Below are 12,444 nucleotides of genomic sequence, written 5' to 3'. Positions count from 1 at the left end.
GCGGAATGGCTCTGTTCCATGATAGGCCACCCCAATGACAGGATCATGACGCATGCCTGGTCCGATTGGGCCGATTCCGCGCCAATGCCGCGAAACAGCATAAAAAAAACTAAAAAGAGTGAAGAAAAAGCAACAAGTCATGGCGGCAAGGACATTGCACACGCCGCCAGGGCAAAAAAAAACCGCCCCTGACCAGGGCGGTTTCTTTTATTCACGGGCGGCGCGTGCGTAGCGCGTCACCCGGCGCGGCCTGATGAATTAGGCTGCTTTTTTTGCTTTGCGACGGCTAGCGAAGCCGATCAGACCCAGGCCGGCTGCCAGCATGGCGTAGGTTTCTGGTTCTGGCACGGCCAGCACTTGCACGTCGGCGGCGTACGAACCACCACGGTTACCGGTGACAATGCCGGTCACTTCCAGGTAGTAGTTACCGGCCGACAGGTTGGCGGTGTCCAGTTTCCACAGGTCGTTGGTGCCGGCGCCGGTCGTGGCCAGGCCGTTATAACCGGTCACTTGGTACAGGATGTCGGCTTGGGTGGCGCCGTAGCGGACCAGGTTGAAACCGGTGATGGTGATGTCCTTGACATTGCTACCGAACTTGGTGAACGACGAGGTCACCGACGCTGCGCTGACGAAATCGGTGCTCAGCGCGAACAGGAAGTGGTCGTCGAACGCGCCGACGGCGCTGGTGAAGCCGTTGCCTGCGGTGCCGCTGAAGCCACCGGCGCCGTCTTCGTAGATGTCAAACGAAGCAGCTTGGGCCGAACCCATGAAACCGGCGGTGGCCAGCATTGCTGCGAATACTACATTCTTGAAATTCTTTTTGATCATGATCAATTATCCTAATAGATACCGCGTGGAAAACACCCTTGGCAGAACGCCACTTTTTTTACTTACTAGACAACAAACTTCCGATGGAAGAATAGTACCATAAAAATAAATAAGAGTTGCATTATCTTTATGCAGAATGTTCTTTTCATAATAAATCGTTTGCTTGTTTCCTGACTGAAATGCCCAGCAGGCCACTGTAGCCGTCTGCGGCATGGTTGACTTAGCGCCGATACGGAGCCGCCAACGGGTTACCAATGAACACACCCTGTGTCGGCCATGCCACGCTCTTCCAATACGCCTCGAGCGCGGTGTCGCCGGCGAGGTAGCTGCGCAGCAAAACCTTACCGTGGGGAAATTTCTGCCAATAATTGCATGGTTCGGAGACGCTGCCGTAGCTGGCCGTCGCACCCGCCTCCAACCAGCGCAGGCTGCTCATCTGGGCGTCGCCCAGCAGATCGCCGCCGGTCGAGGTCAGGTGGTCGGCCAGCGCGCCCGGCAGAAAGCGCAGCGTCTCGAGTTTGTCCACCCGCGCCAGCCCCGTCTGGTACAGCATGACATCGGTCTTGTCTTCGAGGACGTCGGCAAACAGCGTGCGCACGGCCAGGTTCTTTTGCGGCACCTGGCCGGACGGCGGAAACGTCGAGGCACGACTGCTGCGCGCCTTGTCACTGGTGACGAGAAAATACGCCGTGGCCTGCGGCAGCTGGAAATTGCGCGCCGTGCCGCGCGCGATCAGCGCCTTGGCCAGCGGCACCGATTGCGTCGGCAACAGCATGCTCAGACGCCGTCCCGGCTCGATGCGCGGCAAGCCGGCCGGCCGGTCGAAATACGGGCTCGGTTTGCCCGGCCCGCACGGCGTCTCGCACTGCGCCGCATCGAATCCCAGGGTGAACGCCGACGTAATGGCATTGCATTCCACCGCGTAGGGCGCCGTCCACACCATCAGCACCGCATCGACGTCCGCGCCCAACTGCGCATCGATGCGCTCTTTGAGGGCCGCAAATTGCTTGGCGCTGAGCCGGCGCGGGCTGTTGGGGATGCTGACGTGGGCGATGTTTTGCCCGGGCACCTGGTGCGCCAGCCGGTAGGCTTCGGCCACGGCCACACTGTTGGGGTCGTCATCGTTGACGACCAGCGCCAGGCGGGCGGCCGTCAGCGGCGCGGCGGCGGCGGGCGCGGCCCGCAGCAACAGCGGCAAAGACAGCGACAAAATCAGGGAAACGGCCAGCGCGGGCCGGAGGGTAAACAGGAAGGGAACGCGCACGGAAAGCCTCGAAAAGCGGCGCGCGGGCGGGCGGCGCCGTGTTAACAACAAATCTTCCGCGAGTCTAGCAAAGAAACGGGCGGCCCGGTGAAAACCGGGCCGCCGGGGCGCCGGTCAGGCGCGCTGGTAGACGTCCTCGAAGCGGACGATGTCGTCCTCGCCGAGGTAGCTGCCGGACTGCACTTCGATGAGGTGCAGCGGCAACTTGCCCGGGTTTTCCAAGCGGTGGTTCATGCCGATCGGGATGTAGGTCGACTGGTTTTCCGACAACAAGGTGACGGTGTCGCCGCAGGTGACCTTGGCGGTGCCGCTGACGACGATCCAGTGCTCGGCGCGGTGGTGGTGCATCTGCAGCGACAGCTTGCCGCCCGGATTGACCGTGATGCGCTTGACCTGGAAACGCTCGCCGATGTCGATGCCCTCGTACGCGCCCCACGGGCGGTAGACCTTGGTGTGGTGCACGTGCTCGGTGCGCTCGGCCGTTTTAAGGTGCTCGACGATCTGCTTGACGCGCTGGACCTGGTCCTTGTGCGCGACCAGCACCGCGTCGGCGGTCTCGACGACAACGAGGTCTTGCACGCCGACAACTGCGACGATGCGGCTTTCGGCGCGCACCAGCGTGTTCTTGACGCCGTCGAGGTAGACGTCGCCGCGCTGGGCGTTGCCGTCGGCGTCGTGCGGCTGCACTTCCCATAGGGCCGACCACGAGCCGACATCGCTCCAGCCGATGTCGGCCGGCACGACGACCGCGCGTTTGGTGTGTTCCATGACCGCGTAGTCGATCGAATCGGACGGCGAGGCGGAGAACTGTTTCTCGTCCAGGCGCAGGAAGTCGAGGTCGCGGTACCCTTGCGAGACGGCGCCCTCGACGGCGGCGCCGATGGCCGGCGCGTAGGCGCGCAACTCGTCGAGGTAACTTTCGGCGCGGAACAGGAACATGCCGCTGTTCCAATAGTAGCCGCCGTCGGCCAAGAAGGCCTGGGCGGTGTCGCGGTCCGGCTTCTCGACGAAGCGGTCGACGCTGTAGCAGGTGCCGCCGGCGGCCGCGCCGCGGTGGATATAGCCGTAGCCGGTCTCCGGCGCGGTGGGCACCACGCCAAAGGTGACCAGCGCGCCCTCGGCCGCCTGCGCGGCCGCGGCGGCGACCGCGGCCAGGAAGGCGGCGCGGTCCTCGATCACGTGGTCGGCCGGCAGCACCAGCATCAGCGCGGTCGGATCGATGGCACGCAGCACGTGCGCGGCCGCCGCCACCGCCGGCGCGGTGTTGCGCCCGGCCGATTCAAGCACGATGGCCAGCGGCTCGACGCCGATCTCGCGCATCTGCTCGGCCACCAGGAACCGGTGTTCGTTGCCGCACACGATCAGTGGCGCCTGCATCTGCGGCGCGCCGCTGACGCGGCGCACCGTTTCCTGCAGCATCGTCTGCTCCGACACCAGCGGCAGCAACTGCTTGGGCAGCACCGCGCGCGAGAGCGGCCACAGACGGGTGCCGGCGCCGCCGGACAGGATCACCGGATAAATTTTCATACCACTTCCTCACTCTTATTGATATCGCTTGCCGCGGCGGCCTCGCCGGACGGCTTGGCCTCGCCCTCGGCGCGGCGCTTGTTGCGGCGGTCGCGCGCGTTGGTCCACTCGCCGGTGGCGTACTCGGACACGTGGCGCATCTCGCCGGCGCGGTTGACACTGTAATCCTTAAAGACAATCATTTCCTCAAGGCTTACATCGTGTAACACGCGGGTGTACTCGAACAGCACGCTGCGCACGACGGTGGCGCCGGCGCAGATGTGACTGCCGTGGCCGATCCAGGTCGGGCCGATGATGGTCGCGCCGGCCTCGATCTTGCAGCCCGAGCCGATATACACCGGGCCCTCGATGGTGGTGCCTTCCCAGTCGATGCGGGTGTTGAGGCCGACCCACAGGCCGTCGGCCAGCTGGATGCCCGGCACGTCCATGTGGGCCACCTCGCCCATCATCACGCTTTGCGACACTTCCCAGTAATCCTTGACGCTGCCGATGTCGATCCAGTTGAAGGTGCGGTTCTGCGCGTAGAACGGCAAACCCTTTTCGGCCAGCAGCGGGAACAGTTGCGAGCCGATGTCGAACACCTCGCCGGCCGGGATCAGGTCGAGTACCTCCGGTTCGAAGATGTAGATGCCGGTGCTGACGAAGTTCGACAGCGCCTCCTCCTGGGTCGGCTTTTCCTGGAACTGCTTGATGCGCCCGTCCTTGTCGCTGACGACCACGCCGTAGCTCTCGACCTTGTCCCACGGCACCTCGCGGCAGATGACGCTGGCCAGCGCGCCCTTGCGGCGGTGCTCGAACAGCGCCGACTTGAGGTCGAGGTTGATGACGGCGTCGCCGCACAGCACGATCGTGGTGTCGTCGAAGAAGCCGCCGAACTCCTGGATCTTCTTCATGCCGCCGGCCGAACCGAGCGCCTGCGGCACGACCTCGCCGTTGTCGGTGGTGTAGCCCTCGAACGAGTAGCCGATCTGCACGCCGTACTGGTGGCCTTCGCCGAAGTAGTCTTCAATCTTCTCGTGAAGATAGCTGACGTTGACCATGATCTCGTTAATGCCATACTTGGCCAGGTGTTCGACCAGATAGGCCATCACCGGCTTGCCCAGGATCGGTATCATCGGTTTTGGCAAGTCGTAAGTGAGCGGGCGCACCCGGGTACCTTTGCCTGCCGCCAGGATCATCGCTTTCATCTTCATCCCTTATCTATATATATAAATGAGTGTCACCGCCCCGCCAACGCCCGACGTGCTGCGGCGCAGCGCGTTTGAGCGTAACATCGGTATTGTGCACGCAAAGCGGCGCAAGTGACGCACCCTAGGCGCATCCGGCACTGCCGGCCGCGCCGTGCTGCATTGCCGCATCGCCTGCCCCGGATAGCGCATAATACAAGCTTTCCTGTAGCGAACTATAACAGCAATTCAACGAATTCGATAGCATTTGTACAATGGCGATCATAGCACGAGCGCTACTTGCTAGTCACTTTGGCCGCTGCGGGCACCGTTTCGCCGCAGCGCCGCATTGCGACGGCAAAAAAACAACAAAATATTTCGATTTCATAAAAGATAAGTCCGAGATGAAATTGGCAACGCTGGCGCACGGCGCCTCGCCGGCATAGTGATTGAGTTTTATTTTGACAAGTTATATTGCACTAGAGTAGGATTTGCCCCGGGATGCCCGGCACCGGGAACGCCGCGCGGGCCCGCAACGCCACCGCCGCTCTGCTTTATCGACAACAAGCTTATAACGGCGTCTAGTCGAAGTGGCATCATGCGCGGCCGGGCGCGTGCAGGCAGACCCGCGAGAGCGGCCTGCGGCGCGGGTTGCGGCGGATCGACGCGGTGTCAAATTGCGTTGACGGGCCGCTTGCGGAGCCGAACGCTGTGTATAATTATTCCCATGGGCCAACTTTTTTGCCTGTCATCCACACTAAGGAGCACATCCATGTCCGCACAGCCAATCCAGCGCCGACAGCTTTACACGTCTTGCGCCATCCTTGCCATTCCCCTTGCGCTGGCAGGCATGGCAGCCCACGCCCAGACCACGTCGAGCACCGCGGGCGTGCTGCGCACCAGCACTGTCGGCACGGCCGCCACCGGCGCCAACAGCACCGTGACCGTGGCGGCGGCCGCCAGCACCGTGACGACGGGCAAGACCGCTGCCGCCACCACCACCACCACCACCGCCAGCACCGGCGCGACGGCCAAGCCGGCGACCACCACCACCGTTAGCAGCAGCACCACGCCGACCGTGAAGCCGGCGTCGACCGGCACCGCCACGACCAGCGCCGCGCCGGTGACGGCCTATAGTAACACCAGCAAATTCGGCAACTTCCTGCGCCCGTTCGCCGCCAACTCGATGTGGAACGCGCGCCCGGTCAACCCGAAGTTCGGCACGTTCGCGATCCCGACCTCTGATTACTATCCGGTGGTCGGCTCCGGCGCCTACTCGGCCGGCGTGTTCGAAGGCATGCCGACCGATCCGCCGATGGAGATCTTCGGCCCGGCCGGCGGCAAGGGCCTGTGGAACGCCGACGCGGAAGAGTACACCCCGTCGATCACGATCCCGCATTTCCCCACCGCGACCACGCCTTCGACGAGCGGCGACGGCCACGCCGATATCATCGACTCGGCCACCGGCATCGTCCACTCATTCTGGCAACTCAAGCAAGTCAATGGCAAATGGCAGGCCACCACCTATGGCTGGACCAGGGTCGACGGCCGCGGCTGGGGCGACCCGGCGCGCTATTACCAGGGCGCGCGCGCGGCCGGCGTGCCGCCGCTGGCCGGCCTGATCCGCAAACAAGAGATCGATGACGGCGCCGATTCCTTCTCGCACGCGCTGGCCATGTCGCTGACCTTCAACGCGCTGGGCGGCAAACCGAGCTACGTCTACCCGGCCACCTCGGCCGACACGCACGCGGCGACCCTGAATTCGGGACAAATCCCGGAGGGCTCGCTGGTGATGCTGCCGCCGTCGTTCGATGTCAGCAAGCTGACGTCGCCCAAACTGCGCAAGATCGCCAATACGCTGAAAAAATACGGCGCCTATATCGTCGACCAGAACGAAGGCACCCCATACTACATCTACGTCGAAAACAACAGCGGCTACTGCATGCACTGCATGCCATGGAACGCCGTGGTGGCCGCCGAGCTGCAAACGGTGCGCGCGGCGCTGCGTCAGGTGGTGGCGGCCGACGGCTGGATCGATGGCGAGGGCAAGGCCATGGTGCCGCAGACCAATTTTAACCTGCTGTCGATGCGCGGTCCGTGGACGCGCCAGTCGGGCACCGGCACCGGCAAGTTCAACACTTACAGCGAGTCCGTTGAATTCGGCCCGACCACCAACGCCACCACCTTGGTCAACGGCACCGGCCGCGGCTTGGGCGGCGTCACCTGGGCCAAGACCCCGGCCGGCACAACGATGAAGCTGACCGCCATCACCACCGGCGGCGGCAAGTTCCGCGCCCAGGTCTACACCGGCTCGAAGATGACCTTCGACACCGGCGCGATGGTCAACGGCGCCACGGCCCGCTTCGTGCTGCCGACCGGCGGCTGGTATGTGTTCTATGCCATCAGTGGCGTCGGCGCAAGCTCGACGGTCCGGGCGACCCTGGAGACCGTCACGCCTTGATAACTTTTCAATGAGTATCAAAAAAACACCCGATTTAGTGTAAACTACATCGGGTGTTTTTTATTTTTTCAAGGAATCGATATGATCTTCATGGTAGCGCTGCTGCTTACCATCGTGCTTGCCATCATCCTGATTCCGATCTTCGTACTGTTGTTACAGTCTTTCCTCGCCCTGACCGCCAAGCGCGGTGACACCGTCGCGCCCGGCCCGCGGCCGCGGGTGGCGGTGCTGGTGCCGGCACACAACGAAGAAGCGGGACTGGCGGCGACGCTGGCCAGCCTGATGCCCCAATTACAGCCCGGCGACCGCCTGCTGGTGGTGGCCGACAACTGCGACGACGACACCGCCGGCGTGGCACGCCGCGCCGGGGCCGAGGTGCGCGAACGCTCCCACGCCACCGAGCGCGGCAAGGGTTACGCGCTCGACTTCGGCGTGCGCAGCCTGGCCGACGCCCCGCCCGAGGTGCTCATCATCGTCGACGCCGACTGCCTGGCCGCCGACGGCGCGCTGGCCAAACTGGCGCACGAGGCGGCCGCGCTGCAGCGCCCGGTGCAGGCGCTGTACCTGATGTACGCGCCCGGCGGCAGCTTGATGAAAAAAATCGCCGAGTTCGCCTGGGTGGTGAAGAACCAGGTGCGTCCGCTCGGCTTCCACCGCCTCGGCCTGCCCTGCCAGCTGATGGGCACAGGCATGGCGTTCCCGTGGTCCATCATCAGCCGGGCCGCGCTGGCCAACGGCCACATCGTCGAGGACATGAAGCTGGGCCTGGACCTGGCGCTGGCCGGCCAGCCGCCGCGCTTTTGCCCGGGCGCGCTGGTGTCGAGCACCTTCCCCACCAGCCAGGCCGGCACCGACTCGCAGCGCACGCGCTGGGAGCACGGCCACCTGAGCATGATCGTGGCCGAGGCGCCACGCCTGCTGTGGCGCGGCCTGGCCAAGGGCAGCGTGAAGTCGGTGGCGATGGCGCTGGACCTGTGCGTGCCGCCGATCGCGCTGCTGTGCCTGCTTACCCTGGCGGTGTCGGCGCTCGCCGCGCTGTTTGCCGCGTTCACCGGCGCGCTCGCCCCGCTGCTGCTGGCCGCCGTCGCGCTCGGCGCGCTGGGCCTGGCCGTGGTGCTGGCATGGGCCGGCTTCGGCCGCGCCATCCTCAGCGCCGGCGACCTGCTCACCGCCGTGCTGTACATGTTCGCCAAGATACCGCTGTATCTGCGCTTTTTGATCAACCGCCAAGTCGAATGGGTAAGGTCCAAACGTGACAATGAATAAACCAGAGGGCCCGCCGGCCGGCGGCACCGACTACCACCGCCGCGTCTACGCCGTGCTGGGCCTGCCGTTCGACGCCGTCACCATGGACCAGGCCGAGGCCAAGCTGCTGGCCGACCTGGCGCAGCGCCGCCGCAATTTCTTTTCGACGCCCAACCTCAACTTCCTCGTCGCCGCGCTCGACGACGTGCCATTCCGCGACTCCGTGCTGCGCTCGGACCTGTCGATCGCCGACGGCATGCCGATCATCTGGATCGCCCGCCTGCTGGGCATTCCGCTGCGCGAGCGCGTGGCCGGCTCGACCCTGTTCGAGCGCCTGCGCGCGCAGCGCCAGGTGCCCGTGACGGTGTTCTTCTTCGGCGGCCCGGACGGGGTGGCGCGGCGCGCCGGCGACGTCCTCAACGCCGAGCACGGCACGATGCGCTGCGTCGGCGCCCGCTCGCCCGGCTTCGGCAGCATCGAACAAATGAGCACGCCCGAACTGATCGCCGAGATCAACGACGCCAACGCCGACCTGCTGGTGGTGGCGCTGGGCGCCAAGCGCGGCCAGAGCTGGATCGAGCACAACCTGGCCGCGCTGCGCCCGCCGCTGGTGAGCCACCTGGGGGCGGTGGTCAACTTCGTCGCCGGCACCGTCTCGCGCGCGCCCGGCCTGGTCGGCCGGCTCGGGCTCGAATGGCTGTGGCGCATCAAGGAAGAGCCGGCGCTATGGCGGCGCTACTGGCGCGACGGCGTCGCGCTGCTGGGCCTGGTCACCGGATCGGTGCTGCCCGGCGCGCTGGCGGCCGCCCGCCAGCGCCGCGCCGGCGGCGCCCGCACCGCGCCGGTGCTGCACGCCGCGCAGGGCCCCCGCCTGACCCGGCTGACCCTGGCCGGCGACTGGCTCGAGCCGGACCTGGCGCCGCTGCGCGCGGCGCTGGCCGCCGCCGGCGCCGCGCCGGGCGACCTCGAATTCGACCTGGCCGCCGTCACGCGCGTCGACAGCGCACTGATCGGCCTGCTGATGCTGGCGTTCGGCCACCACGCCAAGGCCGGCACGGCCTTCAGCGTGACGGCCTGCTCGGCCGCCGCCGCCCGCGCGCTGCGCCTGGCGCGCGCCGAGTACCTGCTGCAGGGGGCGGTGCGCGCCCCCGCCTCCGCCCCCGTTCCCAACACCCTTCAAAAGGAATTGTCATGAAGATCCTGGTCACCGGCGGCGCCGGCTATATCGGCTCGCACACCTGCATCGAACTGCTCGCAGGCGGCCACGACGTGGTTGTGGTCGACGACCTGTCCAACAGCGAAGCCGACGTCATCGACCGGATCGGCCGCATCGCCGGGCGCGCGCCGGCCTTCGTCGAGGGCGACATCCGCGACGCCGCCGCCATGGCGGCGCTGTTCGGCGCCCACCGCTTCGACGCCGTGATCCACTTCGCCGGCTTGAAGGCCGTCGGCGAGTCGGTGGCCGCGCCGCTGCGCTATTACGACGTCAACGTGCACGGCAGCGTGGTGCTGTTCCAGACCATGCAACAGCACAACGTCAAGACCCTGATCTTCAGCTCCTCGGCCACCGTCTACGGCGACCCGGCCACCACCCCGATCGTCGAGGACTTCCCGCTGCAGACGACCAATCCGTACGGCGCCTCGAAGCTGATGATCGAAAACATCCTGCGCGACCTGGCCGTGGCCGAGCCGGACTGGCGCATCGGCCTGCTGCGCTACTTCAACCCGGTGGGCGCCCACGAGAGCGGCCTGATCGGCGAGAACCCGCGCGGCATCCCCAACAACCTGCTGCCGTTCATCGCCCAGGTGGCCGAGGGCCGGCGCGAGCGCCTGTCGGTGTTCGGCGACGACTACCCGACCCCGGACGGCACCGGCATGCGCGACTATATCCACGTGGTCGACCTGGCCGTCGGCCACGTCAAGGCGCTCGAGCGCCTGGCCGCCGCGCCCGGCGTGCTGACGTACAACCTGGGCACCGGCAAGGCCAGCAGCGTGCTCGACATGGTGCGCGCGTTCGAGCGCGCCTCCGGCCGCCCGATTCCCTACGCCATCATGCCGCGGCGCGCCGGCGACATCCCGATTTGCTACGCCGCCACCGGCCTGGCCGAGCGCGAGCTGGGCTGGAAGGCCGAGCGCGACGTCAACCAGATGTGCGTCGACACCTGGCGCTGGCAGAGCAGCCTGATCAAATAGCGCGGGCGCCGTCCCGCGGCCGCCTGCCCGGCGCCCGCCCCCGCCCCGCCCTGCGCTGTCCCGTATCCACCGTTTCCCCTCCACGCCGCCGATGATCCTCACCTCCAACGACTTTTCCCCCTCCAGCCCCGACGCCAGCACCGGCGTGTGCATCGTCGGCGCCGGCGCGGCCGGCATCACGCTGGCCTGCGAGCTCGACCGCAGCGGCATCCCGGTGCTGCTGTTCGAGGCCGGCGGCTACGACCTCGACGCCGACACCGCCAGCGATTATGTCGGCAGCGCCAACAAGCCCCATCCCGAGACCACCGAGTTCCGCCGCTCCAGGCTGGGCGGCACCACCGGCATCTGGGGCGGGCGCTGCGTGCCGTACGATCCGATCGACTTCGAGCGGCGCGACTACATCGCCGACAGCGGCTGGCCGATCCCTTATGAAGAAGTGGCGCGCCACTACCGGCGCGCGATGGAATACTGCGACGCCGGCCGCGACGACTTCTCGGTGGGCGGCTCGCTGCCGGCCGGCGCCGGCGCCACCATCGCCGACCTGGCGCCGAACGATGTGCTGCTCGGCGACCGCATCGAGCGCTACAGCCTGCCGACCGACTTCGGCAAGCGCTACCGCAAGCAGTTGCAGGACTCGGCCAACGTCACCGCCGTGCTGCACGCGCGCTGCACGGCCATCGTGCGCGCGCCCGGCGAGGACCGCGTGGCCGCCATCGAGGTCACCGACCGCGGCGGGCGCAAGATCACCGTCAGCGCGCGCGCCTTCGTGCTGGCCGGCGGCGGCATCGAGGTCGCGCGCCTGCTGCTGAACTCGGACCGCGCCAACGGCGGCCTGGGCAACCGCAACGACCTGGTCGGACGCTACTACGCCTGCCACTTTGAAAACACGGTCGGCCGCATCCGCCCGGGCGCCGCGCCGATCCCGTTCCAGTTCGAAAAAACCACCGACGGCGTGTACGCGCGGCGCAAGCTGCAGTTCTCGGCCGCCGCCCAGCGCGAACATCAACTGCTCAACACGGCGTTCCGCTTCCACTTCCCGGAATACTCCGACGCCAGCCACGGCAGCGCCGTCATGTCGACCATCTTCCTGGCCAAGTCGGTGCTGATCCCGGAATACCGCGCGATCCTGCAGCACAGCGCCGCGTCGAGCGCCGACTCGCCCGCCTCGGCCCACATCAAGAACGTGCTCACCGGCCTGCCGCAGCTGGCCAAGTTCGGCTACCAGTGGCTGTTCCTGCGCCAGCTCGCCGAGCGCAAGCTGCCCTACACCCTGGTGGCCAACGCCGACGGCAGCTTCCCGCTCGAGTTCAACTGCGAGCAGACGCCGCTGGCCGACAGCCGGGTCAGCCTCACGGACGCCGACGACCGCCACGGCATGAAGCGCGTCGACGTCGCCTGGAAGGTGGCGCCGGACGACATCGACGCCGCCTTCCGCGGCTTCCAGCTGCTGCGCGAGACCTTGCGCGCGCACTCGGGCGCGCGCCTCGAGTTCGACGACGACGGCCTGCGCGCGCGCCTGGCCGGTTCGGTGCCGCTGGGCGGGCACCACATCGGCACCACGCGCATGGGCGCGAGCGCGCGCGACGGCGTGGTCGACCGCGATTGCGCCGTGTTCAACCTGCCCAACCTGTTCGTCGCCAGCTCGGCCGTGTTCCCCACCAGCAGCCACGCCAACCCGACCCTGACCATCGTGGCGCTGGCGCTGCGCCTGGCCGCCCACCTGAAGTCGGCGTACGCGCCGTGACGGCAACGGCCACGGC

At 66.7% G+C, this 12,444-nt stretch carries 10 protein-coding genes; 6 read left to right on the top strand and 4 right to left on the bottom strand.

Annotation, left to right across the window (positions count from 1 at the left end; translation table 11 throughout):
* The first annotated feature begins 45 nt into the window (after positions 1 to 45).
* Positions 46 to 192 carry a hypothetical protein gene (locus AC0IYS_RS08990; protein ID WP_471704837.1) on the top strand — a complete coding sequence of 49 codons (147 nt, stop codon included), beginning with the start codon at positions 46 to 48 and terminating at the stop codon, positions 190 to 192.
* Positions 193 to 258: 66 nt separating this feature from the next.
* Here the strand turns inward: AC0IYS_RS08990 and AC0IYS_RS08985 are convergent, their stop codons facing one another.
* The 4 genes from AC0IYS_RS08985 to AC0IYS_RS08970 all read right to left on the bottom strand — a co-directional run bounded on the left by AC0IYS_RS08985 (position 259) and on the right by AC0IYS_RS08970 (position 4,806).
* Complete coding sequence (locus AC0IYS_RS08985) at positions 259 to 828, bottom strand: FxDxF family PEP-CTERM protein (protein WP_471704836.1); 570 nt, start codon at positions 826 to 828, stop codon at positions 259 to 261.
* 220 nt (positions 829 to 1,048) lie between these two features.
* The gene (locus tag AC0IYS_RS08980) at positions 1,049 to 2,092 is read right to left on the bottom strand and encodes a TIGR03790 family protein (protein ID WP_471704835.1); all 1,044 of its coding nucleotides are present in this window, start codon (positions 2,090 to 2,092) and stop codon (positions 1,049 to 1,051) included.
* A gap of 114 nt (positions 2,093 to 2,206) precedes the next feature.
* Complete coding sequence (locus AC0IYS_RS08975) at positions 2,207 to 3,619, bottom strand: mannose-1-phosphate guanylyltransferase/mannose-6-phosphate isomerase (RefSeq protein WP_471704834.1); 1,413 nt, start codon at positions 3,617 to 3,619, stop codon at positions 2,207 to 2,209.
* Positions 3,616 to 4,806 carry a sugar phosphate nucleotidyltransferase gene (locus tag AC0IYS_RS08970; RefSeq protein ID WP_471704833.1) on the bottom strand — a complete coding sequence of 397 codons (1,191 nt, stop codon included), beginning with the start codon at positions 4,804 to 4,806 and terminating at the stop codon, positions 3,616 to 3,618. The genes AC0IYS_RS08975 and AC0IYS_RS08970 overlap by 4 nt, the downstream gene beginning before the upstream one ends.
* Before the next feature lie 751 nt (positions 4,807 to 5,557).
* On the opposite strand from AC0IYS_RS08970, the gene AC0IYS_RS08965 reads away from it, so the two are divergent.
* From AC0IYS_RS08965 to AC0IYS_RS08945, 5 genes are all read left to right on the top strand, one after another.
* Positions 5,558 to 7,246: an Atrophin-1 multi-domain protein gene (locus AC0IYS_RS08965; RefSeq protein WP_471704832.1), complete on the top strand. Its 1,689-nt coding sequence runs from the start codon at positions 5,558 to 5,560 to the stop codon at positions 7,244 to 7,246.
* Between the two features lie 81 nt (positions 7,247 to 7,327).
* Positions 7,328 to 8,512 carry a glycosyltransferase family 2 protein gene (locus AC0IYS_RS08960; protein WP_471704831.1) on the top strand — a complete coding sequence of 395 codons (1,185 nt, stop codon included), beginning with the start codon at positions 7,328 to 7,330 and terminating at the stop codon, positions 8,510 to 8,512.
* On the top strand, positions 8,505 to 9,686 hold the full coding sequence (locus AC0IYS_RS08955; RefSeq protein ID WP_471704830.1) for a WecB/TagA/CpsF family glycosyltransferase: 1,182 nt from the start codon (positions 8,505 to 8,507) through the stop codon (positions 9,684 to 9,686). The genes AC0IYS_RS08960 and AC0IYS_RS08955 overlap by 8 nt, the downstream gene beginning before the upstream one ends.
* Positions 9,683 to 10,684, top strand: coding sequence for a UDP-glucose 4-epimerase GalE (galE, locus tag AC0IYS_RS08950; protein WP_471704829.1), 1,002 nt, complete (start codon positions 9,683 to 9,685; stop codon positions 10,682 to 10,684). Before AC0IYS_RS08955 ends, galE begins: the two co-directional genes overlap by 4 nt.
* Before the next feature lie 91 nt (positions 10,685 to 10,775).
* Entirely contained in the window at positions 10,776 to 12,428 is a 1,653-nt protein-coding gene (locus tag AC0IYS_RS08945; protein ID WP_471704828.1) for a GMC oxidoreductase, read from the top strand.
* Positions 12,429 to 12,444 lie beyond the last annotated feature (16 nt).

The sequence above is a fragment of the Duganella sp. AC237 genome, from assembly GCF_979254035.1.
Note: the sequence above shows the minus strand (reverse complement) of the source record. Positions and strands in the feature narration are given on the sequence as shown.